The following is a 16,290-nucleotide window of genomic DNA, read 5'->3' on the forward strand; positions in this document are numbered from 1 at the left end:
TGTTGTCGCGTGCTCTGATCCGGCATCATGCAGCGGCCCGCGTGAAAACGCGTGTGAGCCGCACCCCCGTCCCCGTATTCCCCGATACGTACCTGTGGAGTGCCCGTGTCCGCGTCCGCGTCCGCCACCGAGGCCAAGCCCTCGTCCCGGATACCCAAGGTCCCCTTCTGGGCCCAGATCGTCGCCGGTCTCGTCCTCGGCGTCCTGCTCGGCTGGATCGCCCGCAGCCAGGACGTCTCCTGGCTGAAGGAGACCCTCGCCCAGGTCGGCGACATCTTCGTCCAGCTGCTCAAGCTGGCCGTCGCCCCGCTCGTCTTCTTCGCGATCCTGGTGTCCATCACCAACCTGCGGAAGGTGAACAACGCCGCCCGGCTCGCCACCCGCACCCTGCTCTGGTTCATGATCACCTCGCTGATCGCGGTCGCGATCGGCCTCGCCATCGGCCTGATCACCAACCCGGGCGCCGGCACCGGCCTCACCCCGCAGGACGGCAAGCTGCCGAAGCGTGAGGGCTCCTGGATCGACTTCCTGACGGGGATCATCCCCACGGACGTCATCACGCCCTTCACCGAGCTGAACGTCCTCCAGATCGTCTTCATGGCCGCCGTCGCCGGCATCGCCGCCCTCAAGCTCGGCGACAAGGCCCAGCCGATCCTCACCCTCTCCGAGTCGATCCTGGAGCTGCTCCAGAAGGCCCTCTGGTGGGTCATCCGCCTCGCCCCCCTCGGCACCGTCGGCCTCATCGGCTTCGCCATCGCCGACTACGGCTGGGAGCTGATCGGCAAGTACGCGACCTTCACCGCCGACGTCTACATCGGCTGCGCCCTGGTCCTCTTCGGCGTCTACCCGCTGCTGCTCGCCACCGTCGCCAAGGTCAACCCGCTCCAGTTCTTCAAGGGCGCCTGGCCCGCCATCCAGCTGGCCTTCGTCTCCCGCTCCTCGGTCGGCACCATGCCGGTCACCCAGAAGGTCACCGAGCGCCTCGGCGTCCCGAAGGAGTACGCCTCCTTCGCCGTCCCGTTCGGCGCCACCACCAAGATGGACGGCTGCGCCGCGATCTACCCGGCGCTCGCCGCGATCTTCATCGCGCAGATCTTCGACGTGCAGCTCGGCATCGGTGACTACCTGCTGATCGCCTTCGTCTCCGTCATCGGCTCCGCCGCCACCGCCGGCCTCACCGGCGCGACGGTCATGCTGACCCTGACCCTCTCCACCCTGGGCCTCCCCCTGGAGGGCGTCGGTCTCCTCATGGCGATCGACCCGATCCTGGACATGATGCGGACGGCGACGAACGTCGCCGGCCAGGCGCTGGTGCCGGTGATCGTCTCCGCCCGCGAGAAGATCCTCGACCTCACCGCGTACGAGAACGCCTCCTCGTCCCCGATCGACGAGCTGACCGGCTCCCGCGAGGCCGAGCCGAAGACGGCGGTCGCGGCCACGGCCTGACCCCGTCCCGCGCACCCCGTACGCCTCCGTGCCCCTCGCCCCCGTCCGGGCGGGGGGCACGTAGGCTTTCGGAGCGAACGACGGATCTTGGAAGCGGGGCGGAGCGAGGCGTGGCGGGGACCAAGAGACTGCCGCGGGCCGTGCGGGAGCGGCAGATGATGGACGCCGCCGTGGTGTGTTTCGCCCGGCAGGGGTACCAGGCGGCGTCGATGGACGAGATCGCCGAGCTGGCCGGGGTGTCGAAGCCGCTGGTGTACCTCTACCTGAACTCCAAGGAGGAGCTCTTCACCGCGTGCATCCGGCGGGAGGCGCAGGCGCTGCTCTCGGCGGTCGCGGAGGCCGTGGACGACGCGTCGGTGCCGCCGGACGAGCGGCTGTGGGCCGGGCTGCTCGCGTTCTTCGGGCACGCCGCCGATCATCCGGACGCCTGGGCGGTGCTCAGCCGGCACGCCCGGACGCAGGGCGAGCCCTTCGCGACCGAGGCGGCGCGGATGCGGGAGGAGATCGCCGGGTTCGTGACCGGGCTGATCGGCGAGGCGGCGCGGGCCGCGCGCGGGCCTGTCGTCATCGGCGAGCGGGACGTGGCCGCGCTGGCGCAGGCCCTGGTGGGGTCGGCGGAGTCGCTGGCCACCTGGGCCAACGAGACGCCCGGGGTGACGGCGCGGGAGGCGGCGGGCACCCTGATGAACTTCGCCTGGTCCGGGCTCGGAAACCTCATGAAAAACCGCCGCTGGTCTCCCCGTTGAGCCTTACCGCGCAGTAAGGTTACCCGCTGGTCACCCTCATGTGGCCTCCGTACGGCCGCACTTCCGCTCCACGACGCACGCCCTTCGTCCATCGCGCAGACCGAGGAGCCGCCCGTGCCGACCGACCTCGCCCTCATCCGCGTCGACGGCCGGGTGCGGGAGGTCTCCGCCCCCGCCCTCGTGCCCCGGGTGGACCGCGGCTCGCTCGCCGACCTCCCGTACGACAACGCCCGCCAGGACCCGGACGCCGTCGTCTTCTCCCGGAAGGACGAGGAGGGCCGCTGGAGCGACGTCACCGCCGCCCGGTTCGCCGCCGAGGTGCACTCCGTCGCCAAGGGGCTCATCGCCCACGGGCTCCGCCCCGGCGACCGGCTCGCCCTGATGGCCCGGACGACCTACGAGTGGACGCTCCTCGACTTCGCCGCCTGGGCCGCCGGACTCGTCACCGTCCCCGTCTACCCCACCTCCTCCGCCTTCCAGACCCGCTGGATCCTCCAGGACTCCGGCGCCGTCGCCTGCGTCGTCGAGGACACGGCCCAGGCACGGCTGGTCTCCGCCGAGCGCCGCCAACTGCCGGGGCTGACCCAGCTGTGGGTGCTTGACGCCGGGGCGGTGGAGCAGCTGCGGCAGGCGGGGGCGCGGGTGCCGGACGAGACGGTGACCGCCCGGCGGGGACTGCTCACCCCGGACGCGCTCGCCACCCTCGTCTACACCTCGGGCACCACCGGCCGGCCGAAGGGCTGCGCGCTCACCCACGCCAACTTCTTCGCCGAGGTCGACAACGCGGTGAAGCTCCTCCACCCCGTCTTCGCCCCCGAGGGGGCCGAGCCGCCGTCCACCCTGCTCTTCCTGCCGCTCTCGCACGTCTTCGGGCGGATGGTCGCGGTCGGCTGCGTCCGGGCGCGGGTACGGGTGGGGCACGCGCCCGTGGTGGAGGGCGACGCGCTCCTCGACGACCTGGCCTCCTTCCGGCCGACGTTCCTGCTGGCCATCCCGTACGTGATGGAGAAGGTCCACGACCGGGCGCGGGCCACCGCCGAACGGGCCGGGAAGGGCGCCGCCTTCGACCGGGCCGCGCGTGCCGCCCGCCGCTTCGGGGGGAGCGAGGCACCGTCGCTGTCGGTGCGGGCCGCGCGCGCCCTGTACGACCCGCTGGTCTACCGGCGGATCCGGGCGGCGCTGGGCGGGCGGGTGCGGTACGTGATCTGCGGCGGCTCGCCGCTGGGGGTGCGGCTGGCGGAGTTCTTCCGGGGCGCGGGCGTCGAGGTCTTCGAGGGGTACGGCCTGACGGAGACGACGGCGGCGTCCACGGTGACCCCGCCGCTCGCGCCGCGCACCGGCACGGTGGGGCTGCCGCTGCCCGGTACGGGGGTGCGGATCGCGGACGACGGGGAGGTGTGGCTGCGCGGGGCGCACGTCTTCGCCGGCTACTGGGACGCGCGGCGCGGCGCGGCCGTGCCGTACACGGACGAGGGCTGGTTCCCCACCGGGGACCTCGGCTCGCTCGACGCGGACGGCTACCTCACCATCACCGGCCGCAAGAAGGACCTCCTGATCACCTCGGCCGGCAAGAACGTGGCACCGGCCCCCCTGGAGGACTGGCTGCGGGCCCATCCGCTGGTGGCCCAGTGCATGGTGGTCGGCGACAACCGCCCGTACGTCTCCGCGCTGATCACCCTCGACCACGAGGGGCTCGCCCACTGGCGGCGGATGCGGCGGAAGGACCATCTGGCGCTGTGGGAGCTGACCCGGGACGAGGAGCTCCTGGAGGTGGTGCGGAAGGCGGTGGACGACGCGAACCGGCTGGTCTCGCGGGCCGAGTCGATCCGCGCCTTCCGCGTGCTGACGACGGAGTTCTCCGAGACCTCGGGGCACCTCACGCCGTCGCTGAAGCTGCGGCGGCGCGCGGTGCTGCGGGACTTCGCGCGGGAGATCGAGGAGATGTACCGGGAGGAGCACGAGTAGGCGCGGCGGCCCCGCGCGCCCGTGCCGTACGGCGCCCCGCGCTCACACCACGAGGGGTACCTCGTGGATCTCGTCGGCCGCGTGTCCGGTCCGCTGGTGGATCCGCTGCACGGCGTCGGCGGAGGGGCCGGTCGACAGGCAGTAGACGGTGCCGGACGCGGGGTCCGCCCACGCCTTCTGGAAGTGGACCCCTTCCTCCTTCTCGATGGCGAGGTCGGCGCGATGGGCTTCGAGCAGCTGCTCCTCCGTGATGCCGACCATGCCGCGGTGCACGTCCATGTAGGTGGCCATGGTTCTCACACCTCCCTTTCCATGGTGCGCCCTCAGGGCCAGAGCAGCTCCCTGGCCCAGCCGGCGGGGGCGGCGGGGTCGCGGCGGTAGCGGAGGCGGAGGTGGCGGCGGCGGGCGTCGCCCTGGAAGAACTCGACCTCGGCCGGCTCGACCACGTAGAGGGTCCAGGTGGGGGCGTCGGCGTCCGGTTCGGCCTCGGCGCGGCGCCAGGCCGCGTCGCTCGCCGCCGCGAGGGTCCCCGGGGAGTCGAGGAGTTCGCTCTGGCGGCCGGTGAGGGCGGCGGCGAGGGCGCCGGTGGTGCGGGCGTGCAGGTCCGCGTACGCCTCCTCCCGGCTCGCGGTGGTGACGTGGCCGCGGACCCGGACCTGGCGGCCCTGGACCGGCCAGTAGAAGCCGAGCGCGGCCTCGGGGCGGGCGGCGAGCTGGCGGCCCTTGGCGCTGGTCGCGTGCGAGGCGAAGTGCCAGCCGCGGGCGTCGGCGTCGTGCAGCATCACGGTCCGGACGTCGGGCCGGCCGTCCTCGCCGGCGGTGGCGAGCGACAGCGTGTGCGGCTCGGTCTGGCCGGCGGCCACGGCGGAGAGGAACCAGTCGTGGAAGAGGGCGAGCGGTTCGGCCGGCGCGGTGTCCGGGTCGAACGCGGGCAGCTCGGAGTCCCAGACGCGCAGCGAGCGCAGGGCGTGGTGGAAGTCGCTCATGGGGTGAGCGTAGGGCGGCGGCGGGGCGGGGTCAGTCGCGGGCCAGGACGACCGTGCCCGAGGAGCAGAACCAGCCGCCGGTCCCGGAGGCCAGGGCCAGGCGGGGGAGGGAGCCGTCGGGGCGGCGGACCTGGAGCCCCGGGGCCTCGCCGCGGAGCTGCCGGACGGCTTCCACGAGGAGGAAGAGGCCCCGCATGCCGGGGTGGCAGGCGGAGAGGCCGCCGCCGTCGGTGTTGACCGGGACCGCGTCCTTCCCGGCGAAGTAGGCGCCGCCCTCGCCCTTGGGGCAGAAGCCGAGGTCCTCCAGGGTCACCAGGGTCATGTAGGTGAAGGCGTCGTAGATCTCGGCGACGTCGATGTCGGCGGGGGTGACGCCGGCGCGCTCGAAGGCGAGGCGGCCGCTGACGGCGGCGGGGGAGACGGTGAAGTCCTCCCACTCGGACATGGTGGTGTGCGAGGCGTGGGTGCCGGCGCCGAGGACCCAGACGGGGGCCTTCGCGGTGTCGGGGACGTACTCCTCGGCGACGAGGAGCACCGCGCAGCCGCCGTCGCTGCGGATGCAGCAGTGCAGCTTGGTGAAGGGGTCGGCGATCATCGGGCCGGAGAGGACCTCGTCGGCGGTGACCGGCTCCCGGAACATGGCCTCGGGGTTGAGGGCGGCGTTCGCGCGGGCCCGGACGGCGACCTCGGCGAGCTGTTCCAGGGTGGTGCCGTACTGGTGCATGTGGCGCCGGGCGGCCATCGCGTACTTGGCGATCAGGGTGTGCCCGTAGGGGACCTCGAACTGGAGCGGGCCGCGCGCGCCGAAGGAGAGGTTGGAGGTGCGGCGGCGGGCCTTGATGTCGGCGCGGGCGGTGGAGCCGTAGACCAGCAGCACCGCGTTGGCGTGGCCGGCGGCGATGGCGTCGGCGGCGTGGGCGGCCATGACCTCCCAGGTGGCGCCGCCGACGGCGGTGGAGTCGACCCAGGTGGGGCGCAGGCCCAGGTACTCGGCGACCTCGACGGGGGCGAGCGTGCCGAGCCCCGCGGAGGCGAGTCCGTCGACGAGGGAGCGGTCGAGGCCGCTGTCGGCGAGGGCGCGGCGGGCGGCCTGGGCGTGCAGGGCGTAGGGGGTGGCCTCGTCGACCCGGCCGCAGTCGGAGAGCGCGACGCCGGCGACGGCGACCCGGCGGCGGCCGGGGGGAGCGGTGCGCGTGGAAGCGGTCATGGATCTGACGGTACATCAGATCCGTACGATCGTGACCCGCGTCGCTCTGGGCAACCGCCCCCTCCCCGACCTAACATGACGGCCCGTCAGATACGGAGGGAGCCCCATGGACACCGCCGAAGGCGCGGACCCCGCGCTCACCGAGCTACAGCGGGAGATCCGCCGCACCCTGCGGGACCTGCTCGACCAGCACGCCGGCCCCCCGGCCACCCCCGCCCCCCAGGGGTACGACCCCGCCCTCTGGGCCCGCATGGCCGGCGAACTCGGCCTCACCCGCCTCGCCCTCCCCGAGGAGTACGGCGGCACCGGCCACGGCACCCCGGAACTCGCCCTCGCCTGCGAGGAGACCGGCCGCGCCCTCGCCCCCTCCCCGCTCCTCGCCACCAGCGTCCTCGCCGCCCCCCTCGTCGCCGCCCTCGGCACCCCCGCCCAGCGCGCCGACCTGCTGCCCCGCATCGCCGACGCCACCCTCACCTGCGCGCTCGCCGTCCCCGGCGGCTCCCTCGGCCACGCCCTGGGGCTCACCGGCGACAACACCACCGGCGCCTGGTCCGGCGACGGCCGGGCCGGCGGAGTCCAGGCCCGCCCCGCCCCCGACGGCGACTGGCTCCTGTACGGCGAGGCCGAGCAGGTCCTCGACGGCCACAGCGCCGGCCTGCTCCTCGTCGCCGCCCACACCGGCGGCTACGCCCGCAGCCGTACGCTCCTCTACCTGGTCCGGCCGGAGGACGCGGGCCCCGGACTCGTCCGCGCCCGCCGCGCCGGCCTCGACCCCACCCGCTCCCCGGCCCGCGTCCAGCTCCGCGACGTCCCGGCCACCCTCCTCGGCGAGGACCCCGCCGACCCCGCCGACATCACCCGCGCCCTCGCCGCCGCCGGCCGCACCGCCGCCGTGCTCCTCGCCGCCGAGGCCACCGGAGCCGCCCGCGGCGCCCTGGAACGCGCCCGCGGCCACCTCCGCTCCCACCCCGCCGACGGCTCACCCCGCCCCGCCCCGCACCGCCTCGCCGACCTGTACGTCCAGGTCGAGGCCGCCCGGACGCTCACCTACTGCGCCGCCCGCGAACCGGGCCCCGGCCCCGAGAGCGGCCCCCTCGCCCTCGCCCAGGCCCTCGACGCCCTCCGCGCCGCCGCGGGCGAAGCCGTACCGGCGCCCGACGCCCACCCGTACTTCCGCCGCGCCGCAGCCGACGAACTCCTCTTCGGGCCCGCCGGACGCCTCCGCGCCCGCGCGGCCGAACGCACCGGACTCCTCGGAGAGGCGGCCGCCTGATGCCCATCGGAGTGAAACTCGTCCAGAAGGTCTCCTCCACCCGGATCTTCGCCCGGGTGGCCCCGCACGTCATCCCCGCCCTCGACAAGGCCGTCCACCGGCTCAGCGGGGGAAAGACGCTGCTCAGCACCCAGATGCTGCCCGGCGTCGTGCTCACCGCCAAGGGCGCGAGGACCGGGCGGGAGCGCACCACCCCGCTCGCCTGCATGCCGGAGCCCGACCGGGGGACCTGGCTGCTCATCGGCTCCAACTTCGGCCGCCCGGGCCACCCCGCCTGGACGGCCAACCTGCTCGCCCACCCGGACGCCGAGATCAGCTGGAAGGGCGAGGCCATCCCCGTACGGGCCGAACGGCTGACGGGGGAGGAGCGGGCCGCCGCCTGGACGGCGGCCCTCGCCTTCTGGCCCCCGTACGCCTCCTACCAGGCCCGGATCGACCGCGAGATCCGGCTCTTCCGCCTCAGCCGCAGGTGATCCGGGTCCGGACACGACGACGCCGACGGCGGTCCCGCCCACGAGGGGCGGTGGCCGGCGTCGGCGTCGACGACAGGACGGGTGAAGGAGAGGGCTCCGGGCGGGCCCGGGCAGGGGGTCTCCGGGCTATCTGACCGGCTTCTTGCCGGTGATGCCCAGATGCACCAACAGGGCCAGGTTCGGCTTGAGTTCGGCCTGCTTCACGCCCCAGGTGGTGAAGCCCTTCTGGTGGCCGGCGACCGAGGCCAGCATCGCCACGAGCGAGCCCGCCATCGCGGCCGCGCTGACCTCCTTGTCGACCTTGCCCTTGGCCTGGAGCTCCTTCACCGCGTCCGTCAGGGAGTTGGTGACCGAGTTCAGGATCTTCATGCGGATCTTGTAGAACCGCTTGTCGCCCTCCGCGGCGCCGAGGTCCACCACGCGCAGGATGGCGTCGTGCTTCCGCCAGAAGTCGAGGAAGCCGTCGACGAGTTCCTCGGAGGTCTGCCAGGCCGCCTTGCCGACCCAGGAACGGCCGGAGACCAGCTCGGTCAACCCGGCGCCCTCCTTCGCCATTTCCTCCGCGAGCTCCAGGACGGCGCCTTCGACGTCCGGGAAGTACTGATAGAACGTCGCGGGTGAAGTACCCGCCTTCCGGGCCACGTCGATCACCTTGACGTCCCGGTACGGCGAGGAGCTGAGCATCTCACCGAGGCAGTCGAGCAGCTTCTGCCGCGTCGCCTGGCCGCGTCGTCCGGCCACGCGGCCGTCGACGGTGCGTACTTGTCCTGTCATGCCGTCAGCTTACCGAGGGGGGATCAGCGCGCGATTCGGCCGACTGCAAATGGGGTGCACCCCGTTCCCCGAGGTCGGCGGGGGTGTCCTCGGCGCGTCGCGGGACCGTGTCGCGCCGCCCGCCCGCCGCCCCTCCTTATGAACAGCCTGTGGACAACTTCCGTGGACAACCGCACCCCGGACCCCACCCCGGACCGAGCCTCGGACCGAGTCGCCGGGGACCCAGCCCCCACCCCGCCCCCGGACGGCGCACACCGGAGCGCGCCCCCGCGCCCGCCGTCCTAGCGTGGAGGCATGGCCGTATACACAGAGGGCACCCCCAGCTGGGTGGACGCGCAGCTCCCGGACCTGGAGGCGGGCAAGCGCTTCTACGGCGAGCTCTTCGGCTGGACCTTCGACGACGACCGCGACGAGGCCCTGCTCGACGGCCGCCGCGTCGCCGGGCTCCTCCCCAAGCGGGACGGCCGCATGCCCACCACCTGGACCGTCTACCTCGCCACCAAGGACGCCGGCACCGTCGCCGCGCGCGTCAAGGCGGCCGGCGGGCAGATGGTCATGGAGCCGTACCCGGTCGGCCCCTTCGGCGTCCTCGCCCTCGCCGCCGACCCCGGCGGCGCCGTCGTCGGCCTGCGCCAGTCCGGCGAGGACGACGGCTTCGAGGTGATCAACGAACCCGGCTCCTTCTGCTGGATGGAGGTGTACACCCGCCGCCCCGAGCCCGTGGACACCTTCTACGCCTCCGTCTTCGGCTGGCTCGGCCGCCAGGCCGACCCCGCCGAGGAGGGCAAGGAACCCGGCTTCGACTACCGCGTCTGGTCCCCGCCCGGCTCCCGCCCCGGCGACGACACCGCCTTCGGCGGCCGGGCCGTCATCACCGACGCCTTCCCCGCCGAGATGCCCGGCCACGTCCTCGTCTACTTCGCGGTCCACGACTGCGACGAGGCGTGCGCCGTGACCGTCCGCCTCGGCGGCCGGGTCGCCGAACCCCCCGTCGACACCCCCTACGGCCGGATCGCCGTCCTCCACGACAACCAGGGCGCCCGCTTCGCCGTCCTCGCCGAACCGGACGTCCCCGCCGACCCCCTCCTCACCACCTCCGAGCCGGCCGCGCTCTCCACCGACACCGCCCCCCTGAGCGTCCCCGCACCCCCCGGTTCCACCCTCTCGGAGCCCTCCTCGGACGGGTGAGCCTTCCGCTCGATATGAGCTATGACACCCCGATCCGCCCCCGGGTTCGCAACAAGGGCTCCGGACAGGAAGAATCAGGGGCCCGGGCCGTACCGTCATGGCCCGTACGGGGAGGTGGCAGGCAAGTGGAACAGCTGACGCAGCACGACCCGAGACGCATCGGGCCCTTCGAGGTGCTGGGCCGGCTCGGCGCGGGCGGCATGGGTCTGGTCTATCTCGCGCGGTCGGCGTCCGGCCGGCGCGTGGCGATCAAGACCGTGCGCACGGAGCTCGCCGAGGACCAGCTGTTCCGGGTCCGCTTCACCCGGGAGGTCGAGGCCGCCCGGGCGGTGTCCGGGTTCTACACGGCCGCCGTCGTCGACGCCGACCCGCGCGCCGCCGTGCCGTGGCTGGCGACCGCGTACGTCCCGGCGCCCTCGCTCGAAGAGATAGTGAACGAGTGCGGGCCGCTCCCGGCCCAGGCCGTCCGCTGGCTCGCCGCCGGCGTCGCCGAGGCCCTCCAGTCCATCCACGGCGCCGGGCTCGTCCACCGCGACCTCAAGCCGTCGAACGTCCTCGTCGTCGAGGACGGCCCCCGGGTGATCGACTTCGGCATCGCGTCCGGCGTCTCCAACACGCGGCTGACGATGACCAACGTCGCCGTGGGCACCCCCGCCTACATGTCGCCCGAGCAGGCCCGCGACTCGCGCAGCGTCACCGGCGCCAGCGACGTCTTCTCGCTCGGCTCCATGCTGGTGTTCGCCGCGACCGGGCACGCGCCCTTCCACGGCGCCAACCCGGTGGAGACCGTCTTCATGCTGCTCCGCGACGGGCCGGACCTGGAGGGCCTGCCGGACGAGCTGCGGCCGCTCATCGACGCGTGCATGCAGATGGACGTGGCCCAGCGGCCCACCCCGGCCGACCTCCAGGCCATGCTCGCCCCGCACCTCTTCGGTCCGGGCAGCGACGACAGCGGCACCGCCTCCGCGTGGCTGCCGGAGAGCGCCGTCGCCATGATCGAGGCCCGTCGCGGCGGGCGGCCGAACCCGCCGCCGGTCTCCCCGCCGCCGATGCCGCCGCGCCCGCCCGTCCCGTACGACGGCCGCGATCCCCGCGACCCGGAGCCCGCCCACGCGGGCGGCCGGCACGCGGGACCGGCGGAGGAGTCCGGCGGTCCGGTGCGGCTCGGCGGCGCCACCGTGCCGATCGGGCCGGGTCCCCGGGTCGCCGACACCCGCGCGGCCCTCGCCCTCGGCCAGGCCGCCGACCCGCACGCCACCGGCTGGCTCCGGCCGCCCGGCGGCGGCGAGCCCGCGCCCGCGCCCGTACCCCGGCAGCCGCAGCCGCAGGGACAGTCGCAGGCCGGGCCCGAGCAGCCGGGACCGTGGCGGCCGTGGCGCTTCCGCATGTCGAACGACGTGTGGGGGACGCCGGTCGTCGAAGGCGACCTGCTGTACGTGACCTCCTTCGAGGTGCACGCGCTGGACACCGGCTCGGGCCGGCGCCAGTTCAAGACCCGGGACGTCGCCTGGTCGATGGCGGTGGCCCAGGGCCGTATCCACGCCTCCGACGGGCCGACGCTGTACGCCCTGGACGCCACCGACGGCAGCGAGCGGTGGCGGCTGGGCACCGACGCCTGGGTGTACTCCCTCCAGGTGGACCGGGGGACCGTCGTCACCGGCACCCGGGGCGGTGGCGTGCAGGGCTGGGAGGCGTCCAACGGCGCCAAGCTGTGGGAGATCACCGGCTGCCAGACGGACTTCGAGACCCCGGACGCGGGCCCGGCCGTGCACGGCGACACGGTGTACGTGTGGCGGGACGCGCGGCTCCAGGCCCTCGACGCCCGCACGGGCACCGAGCGCTGGTCGTACCCGATCGGCGACGCCGCCTCCTGCGGCCACGTGCCGGTCCGGGTCGCCCCGGCCGAGGACGGCTGCGTGTACGTCTCCGCCGGCACCCGCGTGCTGTCCATCGACATCGCCGCCGGGCACGTCCGCTGGCACTTCGAGGCGCCCGCCGTCTTCCTCTCCCCGCCCGCCTTCGCGCCCGGCCCGGCCGTCACCGGCGGCGGCGTGTACCTCGCCGACCACCTCGGCACGGTGTACGCGATCGACGCCACCACCGGCCAGGACCGGTGGAGGATCGCGACCGAGCAGCGCCAGTCGTCCGAGCCGGTGCTCGTCGCGGACGGCAACGTGCACGTCGGCAGCGGCAGCGCGCTGTACACGCTGGACGCGGTCACCGGCACCCCCCGGTGGCGGTTCGCGGCCGGCGGCGAGCTGGTCGGCACCCCCGTCGTCGCCGAGGGCCGGGTCCACTTCGGCTCCGCCGACCACGTCCTCTACACCCTGGACGCGACCGGCGGCCAGCTGCGCTGGAAGCTCGCCACCGGCGGCGAGATCACCGGCTCGCCGGTGGCGAAGGGCGGGGTCGTGTACGCGTGCAGCAAGGACCGCTGCGTGTACGCGCTCGACGCGGCGAAGGGCACGGCCACCGGCCGGGGCAGGCCCTAGCCGGTCCCGGGGCGGTCGTCCCGGTCGCGCGGCGGCTCGACGGGGACGTCGAAGCGGCCGGGGGCGGCGTACGGCATCGAGCGGGTCTCGGTGTCGTACGGCTGCCCCGTCCCGTACGGCTGCCCCGTTCCGTACGGTTCCTCGGGCGGCCGGTCGTCGAGCGTCGGCTGCGTGGGCCGGGGCGCGGCGGGCTCCAGGCGGTGGGCCTTCGGCCGGCCGGACATGACGAGGGCGCCGAGCAGGAGCAGCACCGCGCCGCCGAAGGCGTTGGCGACGCCGTCGCCGAGACCGCGCCCGTCCCCGGAGACGACCAGGCTGCCCTCGGCCTGTCCGACGCGGACCATCCACAGCACCGTGAAGCCGAGGACGACGAGACCGGCGGTGGCGACGAGCAGCCGGGAGCGCAGCACCACGCCGAGGACGGTGACGAGGGCGGCGAAGGCGAACGGCAGCAGGGTCGAGCCGATCACCCCGGACCCGGTGCCGGTGATGCCGGTGAAGAGGTCGCCGATCGCGTAGTCGCTGCCGTGACGGCCGTCGTACCAGGCACGGAAGGGGCTCCAGACGGCGGCCGTCGCTCCGGCGAGGGCCAGGACCGAGCCGACGACGTTGCGGATCATCGATCGGCCTCCTCGGGGGCTTCGCGGTCCGGCTCTCGCTGTCGACGCTACGCCCGGTGGCGGGGGCCCGCCATGCGGGATGCGGGCGCCCGCTAGGGTGTGGCGCGCACATGACCGGACGGACGGGGAGACGGTGACGGTGGGACGGACGCGGCTGAAGATGGCGGCCACGCTGACCGTGGTGGTGCTGGCGCTGACCGGCTTCCAGACGAGCTCGGGCGGCAAGGGTGGCAGCGGGAAGAGCAAGAGCAAGAGCAGCGGCGGCTGTTCCAGCGACAAGAAGGACAACGACGACTACCAGGGCTCCGGGTCGAACGGCGACGGCGGCAGCGGCAGCGGCAGCGGCGGCGAGTACACCGCCGAGCCGACGGCCACCGCCACGGCCACGTACGGCCCCGGTGTCGACGTGCTGGTGGTCGACTGCGTGAAGCCCGCGCAGAAGAAGCGCAAGGGCAAGCCCGCCCGCAAGGCGGACACCACGGCCACGCTGCGGATCGTCAACGAGGGGCTGTACAGCACCACTGAGACCCGCCGGGTGACCCTGGAGTTCAGGAACGCCGCCGGTTCGGTCGTGGACACGGCGGAGACGACCGTGACGGTCGAGGGCGGGCAGCGGAAGGACTTCGAGGTGAAGATGGCGAAGCCCCGGCTCGTCGACAAGGTGCGGACGTGCGTGATCCGCGACGCCGTCGAGATCGTGGTGCCTACCGCGTCCGGTACCCCGTAGCCCTCCTCGTGAACAGTTCCGCCTGCCGGTCCGCCGGCAGGTTGCCGAGCGCGACCAGGTGCGGGGCCTGGGCGAGGGCCTGGGACCTGACGGCCTCCTTGGCGGTCCACAGGGCCCGTACGGTGCCCTGGACGGCCTCGGTGGGGCAGGAGGCGATGACGGCCGCCGCCTCCCGCGCGGCGGCGAGCGCCCCGCCGGGCTCGGTCACCTCGCTGACGAGCCCGGTCTCGTAGGCCCGCCGGGCGGAGACCCGTTCGGCGGAGCCCATGAGGGCCATCCGGGCGATCTCGCCGAAGGGCATGCGCTGGGCCATGTGGATGGTCTCGAAGGCGCTGACCATGCCGTAGGTGGTGTGCGGGTCGAAGAAGGACGCCGTCTCGCCGGCGATCAGGAACTCGGCCTCGCCGAGCAGGTAGAAGGCGCCGCCGCAGGCCATCCCCTCCACCGCGGCGATCACCGGTTTCCACAGGTCGTTGGCCTTGGGGCCGATCGTGAGCAGCGGGTCGTCGATCGTGTACGGGGAGGCGGGCTGCGGCACCCGGCCGGCGTCGTCTCGGTCGATGCCGGTGCAGAAGGCCCGCCCGCCGGCGCCGGTGAGGACGATCGCCCGGATGTCGTCCTCGTACCGGAACCCCCGCCAGACGGCGGCGAGTTCGCGGGCCATGGCGAGGGTGATCGCGTTGAGGCGTTCGGGCCGGTCGAGGGTGACGACGGCGACGCCGGTCTCCTTGTCGCGCTCGACCGTGACGCCGGGGGCGCCGGGGGCGCCGGGGGTGTCGGGGGGTGTCATCCGCGCTCCAGGATCCAGCGGGGGACGGCGACGCCGTCGATCTCGGTGAAGGCGACGCGGACGGGGGCGCCGATGCGGAGGCGGGCCGGGTCGACGGAGTCGAGGCGGGCGCCGGCTTCGGCGACGACGTTCCCGGCGAGGCGGATGCGGGGCGCGTCGGCGAGTTCGACGAGGACGGCGTTGTACGGGGCCTGGTCGGCGTAGTCGGGCAGGAGAGGCGGGTGCGGGAGCACGTAGGACCAGATCCGGCCGCGGCCGGACATGAGCCGCCACTCGGTGGCGAAGGACTGGCAGTGGGGGCAGCAGGGGCGGGGCGGGAAGCGGAGTTCTCCGCAGTTCTTCTCGGCGCACGCCTGGATCCTGAGTTCGCCGCGGGCGGTGAACTCCCAGAAGGGGGCGCCGTCTTCGTCGATGACGGGGTTCAGCACGGTGATCGGCTCCTCGGGTTCAGGCGCGCAGCAGGACGGCGGAGGTGGGGACGCCCTCGCCGGCGGTGACGAGGCAGGTGGCGGCGTTCGGGACCTGGGCGGTGGAGGTGCCGCGGAGCTGTTTCACGCCCTCGTTGATGAGGTTGAAGCCGTGGACGTACGCCTCGGAGAGGCCGCCGCCGCCGGTGTTGAGGGGGAGCTGGCCGCCGAGTTCTAGGGCGCCGCCCTCGGTGAAGGCGGCGCCCTCGCCGCGGCCGCAGAAGCCGTAGCCCTCCAGGGAGAGCGGGACGAGGGGGGTGAAGGCGTCGTAGATCTGGGCGACGTCGACGTCCTGGGGGCCGAAGTCGGCGGTCTTCCACAGGTGGCGGGCGGCGGTCCAGGCGGGGCCGGAGAGCGGGTCGTCGTTCCAGTAGTTGACCATGCCGTGGTGCTGGGCGGGCAGGCCCTGGGCGGCGGAGTGGACGTAGACGGGCTTCTGCCGGCAGTCGCGGGCGCGTTCGGCGGAGACGATGACGCAGGCGAGGGCGCCGTCGGTCTCCAGGCAGTTGTCGAAGAGGCAGAGGGGTTCGCTGATCCAGCGGGAGGTCATGTACATCTCCCGGGTCAGCGGGCGCTCGTACATGATCGCGGCGGGGTTCTGGTTGGCGCGGTTGCGGCAGGCGAGGGCGACGTTGAAGAGGTGGTCGCGGGTGGCGCCGTACTCGTGCATGTAGCGGCGGGCGAGCATGCCGATCTCGTCGGCGGGGCGGAGCAGCCCGTAGGGGCGGGTCCACTGGCCCGGGGTGGGGAGCTGGACGGCGGTGTTCTTCCAGGGGCGGGGGCCCGAGCCGCGTTTGCGGGAGCGCCAGGCGACGCCGACGCTCGCCTGGCCGGTGGCGATGGCGGCGGCGAGGTGGCCGACGGTGGCGCAGGAGCCGCCGCCGCCGTAGCCGACCTTGGAGAAGAAGGTGACGTCGCCGGCGCCGATGGCCTTGGCGACCTCGACCTCGTCGGTCTCCTCCATGGTGTACGAGGCGAAGGCGTCGACCTCGGACGGGGCGATGCCAGCGTCGTCGAGGGCGGCGAGGATCGCCCGGCAGGCGAGTGTCCTCTCGGTCTCGGGGAGCTGTTTCGCGAAGGCGGTCTGTCCTATGCCGACGATGGCGGTGGCGTCCTTGAGCACCGGACCTCCTCAT

16 protein-coding genes are annotated in these 16,290 nt (G+C 74.0%); 8 read left to right on the forward strand and 8 right to left on the reverse strand.

Features of this window, described 5'->3' with window-relative positions; translation table 11 throughout:
* Window positions 1-105 precede the first annotated feature (105 nt).
* From ACIGHB_RS31860 to ACIGHB_RS31870, 3 genes are all read left to right on the forward strand, one after another.
* Complete coding sequence (locus ACIGHB_RS31860; RefSeq protein WP_360313059.1) at window positions 106-1,446, forward strand: dicarboxylate/amino acid:cation symporter; 1,341 nt, start codon at window positions 106-108, stop codon at window positions 1,444-1,446.
* A 155-nt stretch (window positions 1,447-1,601) separates the two neighbouring features.
* Window positions 1,602-2,192: a TetR/AcrR family transcriptional regulator gene (locus tag ACIGHB_RS31865; RefSeq protein WP_360313103.1), complete on the forward strand. Its 591-nt coding sequence runs from the start codon at window positions 1,602-1,604 to the stop codon at window positions 2,190-2,192.
* A 114-nt stretch (window positions 2,193-2,306) separates the two neighbouring features.
* The gene (locus ACIGHB_RS31870) at window positions 2,307-4,157 is read left to right on the forward strand and encodes an AMP-dependent synthetase/ligase (RefSeq protein WP_399917972.1); all 1,851 of its coding nucleotides are present in this window, start codon (window positions 2,307-2,309) and stop codon (window positions 4,155-4,157) included.
* 42 nt (window positions 4,158-4,199) lie between these two features.
* Here the strand turns inward: ACIGHB_RS31870 and ACIGHB_RS31875 are convergent, their stop codons facing one another.
* From ACIGHB_RS31875 to ACIGHB_RS31885, 3 genes are read right to left on the reverse strand one after another with little or no spacing between them, the layout of a single operon-like run.
* A complete protein-coding gene (locus ACIGHB_RS31875) occupies window positions 4,200-4,448 on the reverse strand; it encodes an SCO4226 family nickel-binding protein (RefSeq protein ID WP_360313063.1) in 249 nt (82 codons plus the stop codon).
* Between the two features lie 32 nt (window positions 4,449-4,480).
* Window positions 4,481-5,143: a pyridoxal 5'-phosphate synthase gene (locus ACIGHB_RS31880; RefSeq protein ID WP_360313065.1), complete on the reverse strand. Its 663-nt coding sequence runs from the start codon at window positions 5,141-5,143 to the stop codon at window positions 4,481-4,483.
* Window positions 5,144-5,174: 31 nt separating this feature from the next.
* The gene (locus ACIGHB_RS31885) at window positions 5,175-6,350 is read right to left on the reverse strand and encodes a thiolase C-terminal domain-containing protein (protein ID WP_399917975.1); all 1,176 of its coding nucleotides are present in this window, start codon (window positions 6,348-6,350) and stop codon (window positions 5,175-5,177) included.
* A 106-nt stretch (window positions 6,351-6,456) separates the two neighbouring features.
* On the opposite strand from ACIGHB_RS31885, the gene ACIGHB_RS31890 reads away from it, so the two are divergent.
* Entirely contained in the window at window positions 6,457-7,623 is a 1,167-nt protein-coding gene (locus ACIGHB_RS31890) for an acyl-CoA dehydrogenase family protein (protein WP_399917977.1), read from the forward strand.
* Entirely contained in the window at window positions 7,623-8,096 is a 474-nt protein-coding gene (locus ACIGHB_RS31895; protein WP_399917979.1) for a nitroreductase/quinone reductase family protein, read from the forward strand. The genes ACIGHB_RS31890 and ACIGHB_RS31895 overlap by 1 nt, the downstream gene beginning before the upstream one ends.
* 126 nt (window positions 8,097-8,222) lie before the next feature.
* On the opposite strand, the gene ACIGHB_RS31900 is transcribed toward ACIGHB_RS31895, so the two are convergent.
* The gene (locus ACIGHB_RS31900; protein ID WP_360313073.1) at window positions 8,223-8,870 is read right to left on the reverse strand and encodes a TetR family transcriptional regulator; all 648 of its coding nucleotides are present in this window, start codon (window positions 8,868-8,870) and stop codon (window positions 8,223-8,225) included.
* A gap of 294 nt (window positions 8,871-9,164) precedes the next feature.
* Between ACIGHB_RS31900 and ACIGHB_RS31905 the strand changes: the two genes are divergently transcribed.
* Complete coding sequence (locus ACIGHB_RS31905; protein ID WP_399917982.1) at window positions 9,165-10,058, forward strand: VOC family protein; 894 nt, start codon at window positions 9,165-9,167, stop codon at window positions 10,056-10,058.
* A 125-nt stretch (window positions 10,059-10,183) separates the two neighbouring features.
* The gene (locus tag ACIGHB_RS31910) at window positions 10,184-12,550 is read left to right on the forward strand and encodes a PQQ-binding-like beta-propeller repeat protein (RefSeq protein WP_399917984.1); all 2,367 of its coding nucleotides are present in this window, start codon (window positions 10,184-10,186) and stop codon (window positions 12,548-12,550) included.
* Here the strand turns inward: ACIGHB_RS31910 and ACIGHB_RS31915 are convergent.
* The gene (locus ACIGHB_RS31915) at window positions 12,547-13,170 is read right to left on the reverse strand and encodes a hypothetical protein (RefSeq protein ID WP_399917986.1); all 624 of its coding nucleotides are present in this window, start codon (window positions 13,168-13,170) and stop codon (window positions 12,547-12,549) included. The genes ACIGHB_RS31910 and ACIGHB_RS31915 overlap by 4 nt on opposite strands.
* A gap of 139 nt (window positions 13,171-13,309) precedes the next feature.
* Between ACIGHB_RS31915 and ACIGHB_RS31920 the strand changes: the two genes are divergently transcribed.
* A complete protein-coding gene (locus ACIGHB_RS31920) occupies window positions 13,310-13,897 on the forward strand; it encodes a hypothetical protein (RefSeq protein WP_399917988.1) in 588 nt (195 codons plus the stop codon).
* Here the strand turns inward: ACIGHB_RS31920 and ACIGHB_RS31925 are convergent.
* Genes ACIGHB_RS31925 through ACIGHB_RS31935 form a run of 3 tightly spaced genes read right to left on the reverse strand, consistent with a single transcriptional unit; the run spans window position 13,875 to window position 16,277 of the window.
* Window positions 13,875-14,687, reverse strand: a complete 813-nt coding sequence (locus ACIGHB_RS31925; RefSeq protein ID WP_399917990.1) for an enoyl-CoA hydratase/isomerase family protein — start codon at window positions 14,685-14,687, stop codon at window positions 13,875-13,877. The genes ACIGHB_RS31920 and ACIGHB_RS31925 overlap by 23 nt on opposite strands.
* Window positions 14,684-15,115, reverse strand: a complete 432-nt coding sequence (locus ACIGHB_RS31930) for a Zn-ribbon domain-containing OB-fold protein (RefSeq protein WP_399917992.1) — start codon at window positions 15,113-15,115, stop codon at window positions 14,684-14,686. Before ACIGHB_RS31930 ends, ACIGHB_RS31925 begins: the two co-directional genes overlap by 4 nt.
* 19 nt (window positions 15,116-15,134) lie before the next feature.
* Window positions 15,135-16,277 (reverse strand): lipid-transfer protein, encoded by a 1,143-nt coding sequence (locus tag ACIGHB_RS31935; protein ID WP_399917994.1) that lies wholly within the window; start codon window positions 16,275-16,277, stop codon window positions 15,135-15,137.
* Window positions 16,278-16,290: the final 13 nt, after the last annotated feature.

This window comes from Streptomyces sp. NPDC085460, from assembly GCF_044541975.1.
Lineage (GTDB): Bacteria > Actinomycetota > Actinomycetes > Streptomycetales > Streptomycetaceae > Streptomyces.

Excerpts from the sequence above, each read along its gene's own strand:
- ACIGHB_RS31865 (WP_360313103.1), top strand. The coding sequence starts at position 1,602 with ATGATGGACGCCGCCGTGGTGTGTTTCGCCCGGCAGGGGTACCAGGCG.
- ACIGHB_RS31875 (WP_360313063.1), bottom strand. The coding sequence starts at position 4,448 with ATGGCCACCTACATGGACGTGCACCGCGGCATGGTCGGCATCACGGAG.
- ACIGHB_RS31880 (WP_360313065.1), bottom strand. The coding sequence starts at position 5,143 with ATGAGCGACTTCCACCACGCCCTGCGCTCGCTGCGCGTCTGGGACTCC.
- ACIGHB_RS31885 (WP_399917975.1), bottom strand. The coding sequence starts at position 6,350 with ATGACCGCTTCCACGCGCACCGCTCCCCCCGGCCGCCGCCGGGTCGCC.
- ACIGHB_RS31890 (WP_399917977.1), top strand. The coding sequence starts at position 6,457 with ATGGACACCGCCGAAGGCGCGGACCCCGCGCTCACCGAGCTACAGCGG.
- ACIGHB_RS31895 (WP_399917979.1), top strand. The coding sequence starts at position 7,623 with ATGCCCATCGGAGTGAAACTCGTCCAGAAGGTCTCCTCCACCCGGATC.
- ACIGHB_RS31900 (WP_360313073.1), bottom strand. The coding sequence starts at position 8,870 with ATGACAGGACAAGTACGCACCGTCGACGGCCGCGTGGCCGGACGACGC.
- ACIGHB_RS31905 (WP_399917982.1), top strand. The coding sequence starts at position 9,165 with ATGGCCGTATACACAGAGGGCACCCCCAGCTGGGTGGACGCGCAGCTC.
- ACIGHB_RS31915 (WP_399917986.1), bottom strand. The coding sequence starts at position 13,170 with ATGATCCGCAACGTCGTCGGCTCGGTCCTGGCCCTCGCCGGAGCGACG.
- ACIGHB_RS31925 (WP_399917990.1), bottom strand. The coding sequence starts at position 14,687 with ATGACACCCCCCGACACCCCCGGCGCCCCCGGCGCCCCCGGCGTCACG.